The organism is Flagellimonas sp. HMM57 (genome assembly GCF_021390175.1).
Lineage (GTDB): Bacteria > Bacteroidota > Bacteroidia > Flavobacteriales > Flavobacteriaceae > Flagellimonas.
The window spans coordinates 2,922,982-2,936,661 of record NZ_CP090004.1; the positions used below are offsets into that span (position 1 = coordinate 2,922,982).

17 protein-coding genes are annotated in these 13,680 nt (G+C 35.3%); 5 read left to right on the plus strand and 12 right to left on the minus strand.

Annotation, left to right across the window (positions count from 1 at the left end; all coding sequences use genetic code 11):
- Window positions 1–27 precede the first annotated feature (27 nt).
- Window positions 28–1,029 carry a YhdH/YhfP family quinone oxidoreductase gene (locus LV716_RS12960; protein ID WP_163418216.1) on the minus strand — a complete coding sequence of 334 codons (1,002 nt, stop codon included), beginning with the start codon at window positions 1,027–1,029 and terminating at the stop codon, window positions 28–30.
- 136 nt (window positions 1,030–1,165) lie between these two features.
- Between LV716_RS12960 and LV716_RS12965 the strand changes: the two genes are divergently transcribed.
- A complete protein-coding gene (locus LV716_RS12965; RefSeq protein ID WP_163418217.1) occupies window positions 1,166–1,492 on the plus strand; it encodes a helix-turn-helix domain-containing protein in 327 nt (108 codons plus the stop codon).
- A gap of 411 nt (window positions 1,493–1,903) precedes the next feature.
- Here LV716_RS12965 and LV716_RS12970 read toward each other — a convergent pair whose 3' ends face one another.
- Window positions 1,904–2,107 (minus strand): SymE family type I addiction module toxin, encoded by a 204-nt coding sequence (locus LV716_RS12970; protein ID WP_163418218.1) that lies wholly within the window; start codon window positions 2,105–2,107, stop codon window positions 1,904–1,906.
- 145 nt (window positions 2,108–2,252) lie between these two features.
- Here LV716_RS12970 and LV716_RS12975 point away from each other — a divergent pair, with 145 nt between their 5' ends.
- Window positions 2,253–2,462 carry a helix-turn-helix transcriptional regulator gene (locus LV716_RS12975; protein WP_163418219.1) on the plus strand — a complete coding sequence of 70 codons (210 nt, stop codon included), beginning with the start codon at window positions 2,253–2,255 and terminating at the stop codon, window positions 2,460–2,462.
- A gap of 3 nt (window positions 2,463–2,465) precedes the next feature.
- Here the strand turns inward: LV716_RS12975 and LV716_RS12980 are convergent, their stop codons facing one another.
- From LV716_RS12980 to LV716_RS13010, 7 genes are all read right to left on the minus strand, one after another.
- Window positions 2,466–4,220: a hypothetical protein gene (locus LV716_RS12980; protein WP_233759135.1), complete on the minus strand. Its 1,755-nt coding sequence runs from the start codon at window positions 4,218–4,220 to the stop codon at window positions 2,466–2,468.
- A gap of 171 nt (window positions 4,221–4,391) precedes the next feature.
- Window positions 4,392–4,955 (minus strand): hypothetical protein, encoded by a 564-nt coding sequence (locus LV716_RS12985; RefSeq protein WP_163418220.1) that lies wholly within the window; start codon window positions 4,953–4,955, stop codon window positions 4,392–4,394.
- A 164-nt stretch (window positions 4,956–5,119) separates the two neighbouring features.
- Window positions 5,120–5,557 (minus strand): GNAT family N-acetyltransferase, encoded by a 438-nt coding sequence (locus tag LV716_RS12990; protein WP_163418221.1) that lies wholly within the window; start codon window positions 5,555–5,557, stop codon window positions 5,120–5,122.
- Between the two features lie 219 nt (window positions 5,558–5,776).
- Window positions 5,777–6,409, minus strand: a complete 633-nt coding sequence (locus LV716_RS12995) for a hypothetical protein (RefSeq protein ID WP_163418222.1) — start codon at window positions 6,407–6,409, stop codon at window positions 5,777–5,779.
- Window positions 6,410–6,577: 168 nt separating this feature from the next.
- The gene (locus tag LV716_RS13000; protein WP_163418223.1) at window positions 6,578–6,880 is read right to left on the minus strand and encodes a DUF1330 domain-containing protein; all 303 of its coding nucleotides are present in this window, start codon (window positions 6,878–6,880) and stop codon (window positions 6,578–6,580) included.
- Between the two features lie 13 nt (window positions 6,881–6,893).
- Window positions 6,894–7,241: a nuclear transport factor 2 family protein gene (locus LV716_RS13005; protein ID WP_163418224.1), complete on the minus strand. Its 348-nt coding sequence runs from the start codon at window positions 7,239–7,241 to the stop codon at window positions 6,894–6,896.
- 226 nt (window positions 7,242–7,467) lie between these two features.
- Window positions 7,468–8,013, minus strand: a complete 546-nt coding sequence (locus tag LV716_RS13010; RefSeq protein WP_163418225.1) for an NADPH-dependent FMN reductase — start codon at window positions 8,011–8,013, stop codon at window positions 7,468–7,470.
- A gap of 212 nt (window positions 8,014–8,225) precedes the next feature.
- Here LV716_RS13010 and LV716_RS13015 point away from each other — a divergent pair, with 212 nt between their 5' ends.
- The gene (locus LV716_RS13015) at window positions 8,226–9,281 is read left to right on the plus strand and encodes an IS110 family transposase (RefSeq protein WP_163418226.1); all 1,056 of its coding nucleotides are present in this window, start codon (window positions 8,226–8,228) and stop codon (window positions 9,279–9,281) included.
- A 281-nt stretch (window positions 9,282–9,562) separates the two neighbouring features.
- Here LV716_RS13015 and LV716_RS13020 read toward each other — a convergent pair whose 3' ends face one another.
- The gene (locus LV716_RS13020; RefSeq protein WP_163418227.1) at window positions 9,563–9,757 is read right to left on the minus strand and encodes a helix-turn-helix transcriptional regulator; all 195 of its coding nucleotides are present in this window, start codon (window positions 9,755–9,757) and stop codon (window positions 9,563–9,565) included.
- Window positions 9,758–9,877: 120 nt separating this feature from the next.
- On the opposite strand from LV716_RS13020, the gene LV716_RS13025 reads away from it, so the two are divergent.
- Entirely contained in the window at window positions 9,878–10,912 is a 1,035-nt protein-coding gene (locus tag LV716_RS13025; RefSeq protein WP_163418228.1) for a DNA cytosine methyltransferase, read from the plus strand.
- Here LV716_RS13025 and LV716_RS13030 read toward each other — a convergent pair.
- A complete protein-coding gene (locus tag LV716_RS13030; protein ID WP_163418229.1) occupies window positions 10,883–11,650 on the minus strand; it encodes an HNH endonuclease in 768 nt (255 codons plus the stop codon). The genes LV716_RS13025 and LV716_RS13030 overlap by 30 nt on opposite strands.
- A gap of 155 nt (window positions 11,651–11,805) precedes the next feature.
- Window positions 11,806–12,645, minus strand: a complete 840-nt coding sequence (locus LV716_RS13035; protein ID WP_233759136.1) for a GyrI-like domain-containing protein — start codon at window positions 12,643–12,645, stop codon at window positions 11,806–11,808.
- 180 nt (window positions 12,646–12,825) lie between these two features.
- On the opposite strand from LV716_RS13035, the gene xerA reads away from it, so the two are divergent.
- Window positions 12,826–13,647, plus strand: coding sequence for a site-specific tyrosine recombinase/integron integrase (gene xerA / locus LV716_RS13040; protein WP_163418230.1), 822 nt, complete (start codon window positions 12,826–12,828; stop codon window positions 13,645–13,647).
- Window positions 13,648–13,680: the final 33 nt, after the last annotated feature.

The following is a 13,680-nucleotide window of genomic DNA, read 5'->3' on the forward strand; positions in this document are numbered from 1 at the left end:
CTTGGCTAATTCTGAAGAGTTGTGTATTTATTTAACCAAAGTTAAAATAGTTCTTCCTTTTAATTTTCCTCGTAGCATTAACTCAATATGATGTTGAACCTCTTCTAGCCCAATTTCATTACAAGTATAGTCCAATTGTGTTGGTTTCCATTCTTGGGCTAATTTATTCCAAACTATTTCCCTGTATTTCATTGGGTAGTTTTGCGAATCTATTCCAATTAATGACACACCTCTCAAGATAAATGGAAAAACCGTTAAATCAATTTTGGGAGATGCAACATTGCCACAACATGTTACGGTACCCATCGAATAGGTTGTTTTAATGATGTTTTCAAGAATCACACCTCCCACAGTATCAATTGCCCCTGCATATAATGGTTTTAGCAATGGTTTTTTATCAAAACTTTCGATCTCATTGCGCAATAGCACTTCTTTTGCCCCAAGCGTAAATAAATAGTCCCGTTCTTTTTCTTTACCTGTTATTGCAACTACCGAGTAACCTAGTTTATTTAATATGGAAACACTTAGCGCACCAACTCCACCTGTTGCACCAGAAACTGCTATTTTTCCATCCGTGGGCTTAATATGTTCCGTAAGTCTTAAAACGGACATTCCCGCTGTTAATCCCGCAGTTCCAAATATCATTGCCTCTTTCATGGTCATATTGTTGGGCAATTTCACGACCCAACTAGCGGGAACTTTAATGTATTCCGCAAATCCACCATCGGTATTCATTCCTAGGTCATAACTGGTTACAATAACCTCTTCTCCAGTTTTAAATAAATCACTGTTCGATTCTTTGATTTTTCCTACTGCATCAATACCTGGTGTGTGAGGGTAATTTCTGGTTACACCCTTATTGCCAGAAGCGGATAATGCATCTTTATAGTTCAATGAGCTGTAATGAACCTTCACCAAGACTTCATTTTCACTTAACCTGCCAAGCTCCATTTTTTTAATGGAGCTTGTATAATTGCCATCTTGCTCTTCAACCCGAAAAGCCTTGAATGTAACGTTGTTTGTATTCATATGCTGTACTTTATTTTGCTTATTTTTACTCAAAAATCAGGATAAATGATTTGCTTATCAAGAGCGTACAATTTGTATTCATACGAACATTTATTTCTGTTTTTACTATTTTCAATACTTTGGAGAAGAGAAAAAAATGAAAAAAAGTTATTGTCCGATAGATACTTTTATAAATGCAGTCAAAGGGAAACGAAAAGGAACCATCATTCTCCACCTTTTTCAGGGAAAAAAGAGATATAGCGAATTGGTTAAACTGTTGACCGATATCAGTGAAAGGATGCTCACCAAACAACTCAAAGAGCTAGAATCTGATGGCCTAATACATCGAACAGTTTTTCCCGAAGTTCCTCCACGGGTTGAATATAGTCTGACAGAACTTAGCAAAGAAATCTATCCCGTCTTAAAAAGTATGTACAAAGGAGGAGTACTGTTTGAAAAATCGATTGAGAAATCTCAGCATTAGCTTCTTAATTTTGTAAAGATATTAAGAGCATCAAACGTGTTCGTGTAAATCACTTCGTTTGGGTCATCACTGGGATAGACTTTTTCAATTGTCAAAGAATTTCATTTTCATCAAAGGAAAAAGTAATGCGTTTGCTGATTCGACCTTATTATAGTACCGTCACCAGAACAACAAGAAATAATGATACTAAAAAAATAGAATAATATCGTAAACGTAAGTTTATTCATTTCAGTCAAAATATTTACAACGGTTTGGCTATGCGTAGTGCGGGATTTCAAGGCAATAACCTTTCGAGTTGCACAAACGGTAGCCAAAGCTGTGTCTTTGGCTTTAAATTTACTGAAAGAAAGGCAAAGCAGAGCTTTGGCGGGCTATGAAACACCTGCCTTTCCTGTACTACTATACCCCGCATTACGTATAGCTTTTGTTATCGACTTTTTCTTCATCTTCAATCAGAGTAATTATTAGTTTCTTTCGCTTCCATTCCACCTTCACATGCTCCCCTTGCTTAAAACCCAACTTTTCCAACCATTTCCCCTCCATCTTGATTTCAGGAATCCATATTTCATCATAGGTTCTCCTACGGTGTTTAGGCTGGATTTTAATTTTTTTCATTTTTTATAAATCACTCGATTATTTTCGATTCAGGAAATTAAAGTTTCGTATAACGAAAACATATAGGCGAATATAAAAAACTATTTTGAAATTGAGTTGATTTTGGTTCAATTATATTTGCGTGAGACGAAATCTAATTGGCTAAATGTCAAAACAACGGTACAATAGAATTAAAATAGTTCTTGCTGAAAAAGAGCAATCTGCCAAGTGGTTAGCAGATCAGTTAGGCAAAGATAAATCCACAGTTTCTCGATGGTGTACAAACGATATGCAACCACCAATTGAAACGTTTTATGAAATTGCTAAGATTTTGGATGTAGAAGTGAGAGAGTTGTTTGTCCCATCTAAAGAGTAATCTCTAATTTTCCTCTTTCTGGTTTTTATAATACACTTTAATTTTTCCAATCTGGACTTCAATGTCTTCGGGTTGAGGTAGTTCCTCCATGTTAATTCTTCTTTCTGGGCTAAAGGACTTAATCTTTACAAACATTTCCCTAATTGGATCATCAATATCGGTTTTAAATCTTGCTTGTGATTCAATTAATTGATGCCAAGAACTCCAAGCAACTGTTTCATCGGTAATTTCCATTCCTGTGAAGTTCATTTGATTTCTAGAAATTACGAAACAGCATATTTCTTTAACTTCTTGTTTTTCTTTTAAATACTTATTGATTTGAAGGGAGTTAATAATTGTTTTACTGGTATTATTTGTAGCCCATTTTTTCATTTTATCAACCCACTCATTTGCTTTCGGAAATAGATTGCTCATTCTACTGTATCTCTCAGTCATATCTTTTGCAAATGGGTCTTGCCATTTCAATTGAAATATTCCTAAAGTACCTGTCTTACTGTCAAAGGCAACAGCATCTATATCTGTTTTTATACCGTTACAAGAGATATTCACTCCTCTTGGTATTTTGATAATGCGATCATCAGGAAAGAACATGAATAATTCCTTTCTGAATCTGTCTTCTCTTTTGTTGACAGCTTTATCGTAATCACTCCTGTATTTTCTTTTAAGTTCTCGGTTTAGCAATGAAAATGGATTACTCAAACATCCTGCTATGGATCTTATAGTTAGATTGTCAGATACTTGAAAATACATCGGAGGTGGAGTAGCAGGATACTCTAAATAGTAATCGAAATTTTCTTTTGACAATGTCATACAAGAGAAAATTTGCTCAATTTCCTCTTCATCCACTCCAAGGTAGTTTGAATACAACTTTATCGTTTTGTCCTTAAAATAGGTGTATGATAATATGTTTAACAAATCAACTTTTGGGTTCATTTTGACAAGTTCTAAACAAGCTTCCATATGCATAATCGCAACACCCGTTATTAACTCGATCATATCTACATACTTCCAATATTCTATTCCGCCAAATTTGTCAATCGTATCAAAGTCATCATATCCTTGAAGGCGTAAAACATGATAGTGTCCTCTTTGGTTGTAGTACTCATCAATTTCAGGAGTTGTATCATAACGGATCATCTTTCCGTCAGGATTCTTGATGATTTTCCTTAATTCGTTCTTTATTTTTTCTTCGTCAAAAGGTTTTTCTTTTTTCTTTCGTTCAATTATTCTTTCGACTATTTGTTCCTTAAAGAAATCCAGACTCATTTGGTCATACTGTTCAATTCCCGTGACGTCATGTAAGTATGAAAATGTGAATTCATTTTCTTTTGGAGAGGTAATTTTAATTAAACCCGCCTTTTCGTACGACAGAAGTTGTTTGCAAAACTCTATTCTTCCACTAAATGAAATATTAGAATCTGTCCAAGAAATTAGTTCATCATTCATTAAAGGAAATGGTTGGTGAACATCTAAGTTTATGTCATCATAGTACTGTTTAAGAATTGGAGCCCAACCATAATTAAAGAACTCTCGAAACTCATCAACTTGTTGTTCGGTCCATCCATCTCTTCTATGGAACAAAGGAAATATGAAGTCAATTCTGCGAACTATATTTTGTATGGCCCAATAACTTGGACCTCCAAAATTGTCTTTGAGGGTTTTAGATTCTTCATCTATTTTCTCTTTTAAAAGTTCGCTTGGTTTCACATTGAGTTTAATTGCCGATAACGGTTCGGCTATGGCAAGTAGGGCAGGCAAGGAAACTTTTCGTTTCCGTCTGGTCTGCGAGCCAGAGCTTTTTGTTTTGTAATTATCTTTTCTTTTTTAATTGCCAAATCCAAAAGATTTGGCGGACTAAGTAAACAAGCCCAAGCCTTTAAATATAACACTTTATGCCCTATTTGCTATAGGCAATGTTAGCTGTAGTTTTTACTTTTTTGTTATCAATTTTTCAATCGAGTCAATTGCTTTTTGACCAATATTTTGAGCGGTGTAAAATTCAGTTTTAGAATTTTGCCAATCCTGTCCTTTTTTCTGAACATCCATCGCTAACTCTGCAATCCTTTGATTCAATTCCGGTTTATCAACTAGCGTTGAGTCAACAATACTTTCAACGAAAGCAGGAATGTTTTCTTCCAATAATCTAACCGATTCTAGATAAGTAATAGTCGATTCAAATAATGATGTCACATTATGGTCTTTTTTTTCAGCTGATAGTAAATCGATATTTTCTTCCGTTCTCTTAACCAACTGTTGCGATAAGCTATAAATCCCTTCGATGTCCTCCATTTCAAAATTGAGGTCGCGGACTTTATACAATAGTGAATTAATATCTTCGGAGGCTAAATAAGTTTCATATCCAATATTTAGCGAGGTATGAGCTTGTTCAAGTGCCTTTGTTTTATCGTATTGTTCTTCTACACAAGAATTGAGCAAGAGAATTATGAAAACCCATAACGCTGTGAAGTAATTCAATTGTTTATATCCTTTCAATTAGTGTTATTTAAATTATTGCCAACGGTCTCGTATAACCGTCAGTTACGGATTAATATTCGCTAATTTTTGGTTTGGCACTGACTTTAGCAATTCCGAGTGGATTCGGACGTAGTCGAATCCGCCGTAATTGCGGTTATACATTGTTAGCAACTGGCTTTTATTTATTCAGTTAACTGTTTCGAGAAATATATCCGTCTATGTCCTTTTGGAAAACCTTTCATTTCTCCAATTGGTTTATATTTATTTTTCAAGTAAAATCCCTCCGCTTGAAAGTCAAATGTGTCAACCATAGAAATTTCCGCTCCTTTTTCAATAGCTATTTTTTCGACGTGTTTTAAAATTCTAGTTCCAACACCTTTTTTTCTGTATTCTTCTTTCACCCACAGAATTTTAATTTCAAGACCATTCCAATATCCAAGTCCAGCTAATATTCCGCCAATTTCGATTCCGTTTTCATCTTTGGCCACAAACTCTAAGCGAGTCCAGATGTCAGCAAGTGCAGGAACTTTACTCAAATTGTATTTGTTAATTCCGTCGACGATTTTCTTTATATTTTCCTTTTCACAAGGTTCAATAGTAAATTCAGTTTTTATTTCCATCTGAGTGATTCAGCTTGTTGCTAACGGTTGAGCTATGAACAGTACGGGAGTAAACTAGCGTTTGCTTTCCGCCACGCACATAGCGAAATCTTTTTGTTTTGTTTTTTCTTTGTCCAACTTAAAAGCAAAATCCCAAAGATTTTGCGGACTTCATAAAAATACACAAACCCTGCGATTAAGCGCTAAGCCCGTATTGTTTATAGGTTTTGTTGTGCAACGTTATTTTTCGCACCGCTTTTCATTCATTGTTATCTGACGTGCGATTTTTACAAGTTTCCTTTTGTATTTATTTTCCATTGACAAATCCATAATAGGAATGCTTAGTGTCAATATTTGGTCAAAACAAACTGTAGAAATATGAATTTGTCCTTTTACAGTTTCTCCGTCGTTAATATTAATATTGTCGGTAAGCTTATATTTCCATAAAATATATTTTCTTGATTGAAAATTCCCGGGCATCATTAGGGCATCCGAAATGTTCGCGTTCAATTCATTTTTTATAAATTTCAATTCATAGGTTAAATACCCGTCTAGAACTTTTTCTTCATCTGTTGAATTAAATTTCTTTAGATAGTTGGGGATTGGAATAATCATTGATTGTATTATCGTATTATCTACAGCTATAAAATGCTTATTATTCTCAATATCAGTGTCTCCCTCTATTTCTACTTCTTCGATTTTCTTGCCATCAATTCTAACAGTGAAGTGACTCTTATTTCCACAATATAGTAGCTCTACGAATCTTTTATTCATTTCAATTTTTGAAAAATATTCGTCTGATTCCGTCTCTTGTCCATAGGAAAACATAAAAATGAAATAAAGAAGATGAAGTATATGTTTTTTTAGTGCCATAATCTCTTGGTTGGTTATAATGTTGCACAACGGTTAGTATATGAAAATTAGGCGGCTTAGTGCACCAAACTTTCAGTTAAGCTCAAGGTTTAATATGAGCCAAAAGCCTTGATTCTACTACTAATTCGCCTATTTTTTATAGCATTGTTACCTGCTGGCTTTTTTTAGTTACAATTTCACTCCTTGAATTAAAATTGCTGATTTGATAGACTGTTTTTTTAAGAGCAAGAATTTTTTTCGCTCTTCATCATTTTTGAAATTATCAAAATCTTGTTGAGTCCCAAATTCTGCCAAATGAATTTCATACGGCTTTTCAATGTTCCTTTCAATTATAGAATTTTCTTCTGGTCGAATTCTTAAAGTTAGACGACCATTATATTTTAAAATAGTAGGAATCGCAATATCTTCAAATTGGTCAAAAACATCTTCTTGTCCATCTATGATGTAAATTAACTGTGTTACATAGATCATATTGTATCCGTTTTTAATTTGTGTAGTGGGCAATCATTTTGTTTACTTTCCCATTTTCATTAAAATACATTACTTCAATCGCTTTTTTATCCATTACGGATTTATAGTAAAGAGCTATTGAGTTTACGCTTTCTGTAACGTCAATTAATTCAAATTTTAAGTCAGGAATTTTGGTTAATGCTTTTTTCCAATAATCACCTACTGCATCTTTTCCTTTCAAAGTTCCACTATCAATTCCTCCAGCCAATTTTATCATTGGTGTCGTTATTTCTATATCTTCGGAATAATGACTTAATATATCTTGAAGATTGTGTGAATTCCAAGATTTTATCCATTCTTGAGCAAATTTTTCAGCATTCATAAATTGTCGTTTTGGGTTTTTTTATTCAGCTTGCAGGTAACGGTTTGGCTAAGCGTAGTTCGGAAGTAAGGAAACTTTTCGTTTCCGTCTTAGCACGAAGCTAAAGCTTATTGTTTTGCTTTTTCTTTTTTTGTCCAAAGCTAAATCCATTCCCGATAGCTATCGGGATTGCGACTTAGTAAATATACACAGACCTTTAGATTTAGCCCTAAAGTCTGCATTACGTTTAGGTTTTGTTATCTGCTGGCTTTTCCGTCCACTTGTTTAAATTCTGAACAAATCTTGTTAATTCAGTTTCTGTGTTCTTATCCGATATTTTTCCGTCTTTCTCGACTTTTCCTTTTACTCCTTGTATTAAAAGAGTTGTTTCGTCCGTAAATTTCGCTTGGATAGTTTCCATAATCAATTTCAGTTCCTCGTGTCCCTTTTCTCCACTTGCCGAAGCAGTTATAAGTCCAATTGGTTTGTCAGAGAAAACAGTTGTCGATACGCACCATTCAATCATATTTTTTAAACCACTCGGAATACTGAAAACATATTCAGGTGTACAAATTATAATTCCGTCTGCATTTTCAATTTTATCCCGAAAGTGCACAATTTGTTCAGGTACATTTTTGTCAGTCAGTTCCGTTTTAAAATGTGGTAATTCGCTTAAATCATCTATAATTTCCATATTGAAATCAGATTTATCCCATTCCGATATCCACTTGAGAATTGAAAGATTTGCAGAATTTCGACTAGCACTTCCACAAATTCCAATTATATTTTTCATTATTCAATTCGTATTCGAGTGGTCTTTTCAGCTTGCAGATAACGGTCATGTGTATGAGTAGTAGCGGATTTCTACTCGCTAATTTTTCAGTTTTGGACTGACCTTTGTTTTTGGTTCACACTTTCGTTTTATCACTTAAACCGCTATTACTTATAGCATCTATGAAAAAGCAGTAAGTCGAGTATCTTAAAGGTTGACAAAAAACTTAAGATATGAAAACTCAAATTACTGCTGTTCCGAAGTTATACATTGGCATCGACATTCACAAACGTAGCTGGAAGGTACATTGCTCCACAGATCTGTTCTCGGGCAAGTCCTTCAGTATGGCCCCGGAACCCGAACAATTACGGAACTATGTGGGGAGACATTTCCCGGGCCACCGGGTAAGCGTCGCCTATGAGGCTGGTTGCTGTGGCTACTTTCCCCACCGATGTTTTAGGTCCTATGGTTGGAGGTCTCTGGTAGTGAATCCGGCGGATATCCACCGCAAGGGAAAAGAGCGCCATACCAAGACGGACCGTATAGATGCCCAGTTGATAAGCCGAGAGTTAAAAGATGGCCGATTGGAAAGTATCACCGTACCTTGTAAGGAGCGGGAGCAGCTCCGCAGCCTCTTCAGAAGGCGTAACGACCTGGTGAAGGACTATAGACGTATAAAGTCATATCTGAAGATGCAACTATTGTATTTTGGCATCAAGGTTCCCGAGGAGTTTGACAACGACCATTGGAGCCATGCCTTTCGTCAGTGGTTGGACGCTCTGGTGTTCGAATACCCGACAGCCAAGGCGACCCTGGAGAGCCGGATGCGTTCCTTTCGGTTTTTGGACCGGGAGCTTCGGGATGTTTCCAATGCTTTGCGGGCCTATTGCAGAAAACGGTACAAGAAGGATTATTATCTGCTTCGGAGCGTTCCGGGCATCGGTGGTATCGTGGCCTGTGGTATTCTCTGTGAATTGGGCGACCTTAGACGGTTTAACAATGTGAAACATTTGGCCGGCTATGTGGGGCTGGCCCCAGGGGTATACCAGAGCGGGGACACCCACAAGGCCATGGGAATGAGCATGCGGGCCCATCGATTGATCCGCTCCTATTTTGTAGAGGCTGCTTGGCAGGCCATCCGTGCGGATCCGGTCATGCAGGCCTATTACCGTAAACACTTGGGCAAGGACACCAAGAAGATCATCATAAAAGTGGCGCGGAAGCTGCTTTCAAGGGCCTTGGCGGTAATCAAAACGGAGACCCCGTATCAGATAGGGGTCGTTCAGTAAAAATCATGATAACAAAGCTCAAATACGAACAAAACCCGGACTACAAAACAATGTGGGTGGCCACGCCAAGGGCGTGGATCACATATTTATAGCAAGTGGCCGGACTTAATGACTTACGATCACACAGATGCCGGTGAACACCTGAAGATAGGCGTATCACATATAGGATGCCGAGCAAGTTATTTATAAAAGAAAAAAGGTGGTTTAAGACAAAAAGAACATATTCGCTATCTTTGGGACACTCCCTTGGTGCTTTTCATAGGACACATTGTTGTGAGCAGTTATTTTTTACTTTTTTCCAATAATTCACGGATATCAACATCAAGAATTTCCGCAATTTTGTAGAGTAGAGGAATACTTGGTTGTTTATTGTTGTTACAATAGTTTGTTACCACAACATAACTTTTATCAATCTGTTTAGCTAACCAAGTTTGTGTTCTACCTTGTGATTCTAAAATCTCTTTAATTTTATTCACTATAATTTAATTGCGTTTTTTAATATACAAATGTATTAATAAACAATATGTTAATAAAAAATTCTTTAAATATTTGATTATATCAAAAAACAATATATATTTGTGTTGTTAAACAATAAAATGAATAATCTTTTCACTTTTTCAGATTTGTGTGCTGGTATTGGCGGTTTTAGGCTTGGTTTAGAGTCTATTGGTGGCGAATGTGTTTACTCTGCTGAATTCAATGATGACTGTGAAAAGACATATTTTGCAAATTATGGTCACAGTTTTGACTTTAAGGATGTAACTAAAATAGACGCACAAACATTCCCTTATGTTGATGTCTTTTGTGCAGGATTTCCTTGTCAACCTTTTTCGATTGCAGGGAATAGAAAGGGCTTTAATGACTCTAGAGGTGAAATTTTCTTTAAACTAGCGGAACTCATTCAAATTAGCCAACCTAAAGTTGTTTTTCTAGAAAACGTAGTTAATCTAGTTAAGATAGAAAAAGGAAGAGTAATGCGAGATATTCTGTCAATTTTAGATGAGATAGGATATAATGTTTCGTTTGGTATTTTAGACAGTTCTGACTTTGGTGTAGCACAAGCTAGGAAGAGAGTTTATATTATTGGGAAAAGAAAAGATTTAGGAAGTACTCCATTTTTATTTACTCGAAAAACATCTGCAAAAATTGGTTTCAAAACTATTATTGAGAAGGGTGATTTTTCAATTCCAATTTCTGATAAATGGCAAACATATATTGACCTTTATACAGGAAAAATTAAAGAAGAAGAAATTGATTTTGAAGTCCCAAAGACAAGAAAAAGACTTGAAAGGGCAGATAATCAAGCAGATTTATTTGATTGTGTATTACAAATTCGTTCAAGTGGAATTAGGGCGCTGTCAATTGACAAGCCATTACCAACATTTGCAGTTAGTGTAAGTGGTGGTGGTGCAATGATACCTGTTTATACAGGGGAAAGAAGACATTTGAATTTAATTGAAATGAGAAGATTAATGGGCTTTCCAGATGATTTTAAGTTTCCCGTTTCTCGAACTAATGCAATAAAACAATTGGCTAATGCCGTTTGTCCGCCTGTCATAGAATCAATTGGTAATGATATTTTAAAGCAAGTAGAGTTTAATTCAGTCCTTGAAGTCAGAGCGATTGGCTAATAAGTCTTCAATATTCTCTTTTGTTGGACTAATAATTTTACTTTTTTCAGGGTAGCAGAGAGCACAATTTGTATCGCAATTTGGGATTGCACATATATTACAAATCTGCCATTTAGACTTATTACAATAAAAGCATAATCCTTGGTAGTTTTCTAATTCACTATCTCCTCCTTTTTCTACGGGAATCCTATGGTCAAAAACTTCTCTTCTTCTGTCTTTGGCATATGTGGTTTTTAGTAACTTGTCTTTAGTCACAATATTAGAACCACAAAAGTTGCATTTGCCATTTTGCCTTTTTCTAATTTCTGCTTTTTGTTCAGCATTTGGTGCTTTTCTATAAGCTTTCTTTGCTACTGTAAATAACTTATGATGGTCTTCTTTTCTGAGAGTATATTTTTGACTGGAACCTATTCTTCCACCTTTCAAATTATCAATAAAAGTAAATCCTTCTTCATTCCATAATTCACTATATGGTTTATTCGCATCTCCATAATAATCTTGTACATAACTTGTAGGTAGCTTTTCTCCAAGAATTCCTCTTATTTCATTAATTGTTGTATTTCCTTGGGCTATATCAGATTCAGAACCTTCTCCGTTTTTTATTAAAACTAAAAGAGCTATAATCGTTCTCCTTTTTGTAATATGAATTCTTTTTCCATCGTTGAATTCTATAAAATAGCCATTAATTTCCTTATCTCTACTTTTATAGATTTCTTTGATGTCTGTTAATTTTAGCATATTTTTCTTCTAATTGCTCACAACGGTCTCGTATAAGCGTAGTGCGGGTTTAAAAGCACTTTACTTTCAATTTAGTAATATGTTTGTTAACATTCTATTCATTCAATTTTGCACTATTTTCCCGCATTACGTTTATACATTGTTGTACAGCGTTTTTATTCTATCGGAATACAAAAATCAACAATTGCTTTCCTTTCAGGATGCTCATTGAAATTATTGTGGTAAATCTCAAAAGGTTCTCTGTCAGCTTTTTTGTATCCATTTTCGTTCATCCAGACGAATAGTCCAGTCCACGATTTTTCAAATTCGTTTAGCCCAATTTCAAAACCACCAACTATAAATTTTCCAGTTTCGATTGTTGTCAGTCCAATTTCTCCTTCTGTTTCGATTGATTCATTCAATAAGAGTGAAGCACTCATTCTTACTTTACCTGCTTCTGTTACTTTAAAACTGTCGTGATAAATCGTAATCATTTTAGTTTGGTTGTTCATCAAGCCTTTCGGTGTTGCCCACTGTATTAGTTTTCCGTAAGCCGTCTCAAGATTTTGAGGTCCAATACTCGAAACATAAGCCAAGTCCATTTTCGGCATTTCTTTAATTTCAATGTTTGCATTCATTTTTATCCAATTTTTTAGATTATTAATGACGCAAATATATTTTTCATAGTCAGGATATTCTTGTCCGTTCTTGCTTTCAAGTTGACGAATCTTACTATGTCTGTTTGGGTTTTGCTTTTTAAATTCTGTTGGGCTTACTCCAAAATACTTTTTGAAAGTTCTTGAATAAGACGAATTATCGCTAAAGCCATATTTGTGGGCTATTTCCGTTGCTGTAATATTTTTATGCAATAAGTCGGATGCGGACCTTTCAATTCTTCTTCGTGTTACATATCCGTTCAGAGTTTCGCCTGTTATGAATTTAAATACTCGATGAAAATGAAATGGTGAGAAAAAAGCAATTTCAGACACTTTATTCAACGATAAATCAGATTCCAAGTTTTGGTCAATGAATTCAAAAACTCGATTAATTCGAATCTTGTAATCAGCTTGTATTTCTTTATTTGTTATCATTCGTCAAATGCTGTACAACTATGTAGATATACGGAACATACCGCATAACCTTCCATTTATGGTTAAATGTAATACTTTTTTACTATAAATCTATATATTCGTAGTATGGCACCAGTTCTCGATTTTGTGAAAATAATGGAAGTTAAAAGGTATAGTAATAATACCATTGATAGCTATGCATCTGTAATAAAAATGGCTGAGCATTTCTTTAAAACACCTTTGAACAAGGTAAATGAAACAGAATTACACAGGTATTTTTATCACATGGTGCATACAAAAAAAGTATCCCATTCCTATCAAAAACAGATTGCTATGGCCTTAAAGCTTTACTACAGGGAACTGTTTGGGCGGCAAATTAATTTGGAGTTATTGATTTCTGGCAGAAAACCTAGTAAGCTTCCGGTAATAATCGCCAAAAAAGATGTTATAAAGATTATAGAAAAGGCAAACAACATCAAGCATAAAAGTATGATTGCACTGGCCTATAGTTCGGGTTTAAGGGTTGGTGAGCTTATTGCCCTAAAAATTAACGACATAGACTCCTCCAGGATGGTCTTGCATATCAAGCTTGGTAAGGGAGGTAAGGATCGGATAGTTCCGCTATCTGAAAGGGTCCTGCATATGCTTCGCGAGTATTATAAAGAATATGCACCAAGCAATTATTTGTTTGAAGGGCAAAAAGGCGGAAAATATTCCTCTTCCAGTTTTAATAAGCTATTGAGGGAAGCAACTAAAAGGGCAAAGATCAACAAACATATTACGGCGCACACCCTACGGCACAGTTATGCAACCCATCTCTTGGAAAAAGGTACCGATATACGGGTTATCCAAAAGCTTTTGGGCCACAGTTCCATTAAGACAACTATGGTTTATACCCAAGTTTCCCAACCTTCGTTATTGAACGTTGCAAGCCCTTTTGATGATTAGCTAGCTCCATAGCCTAGATGGATTTTTTTAAAG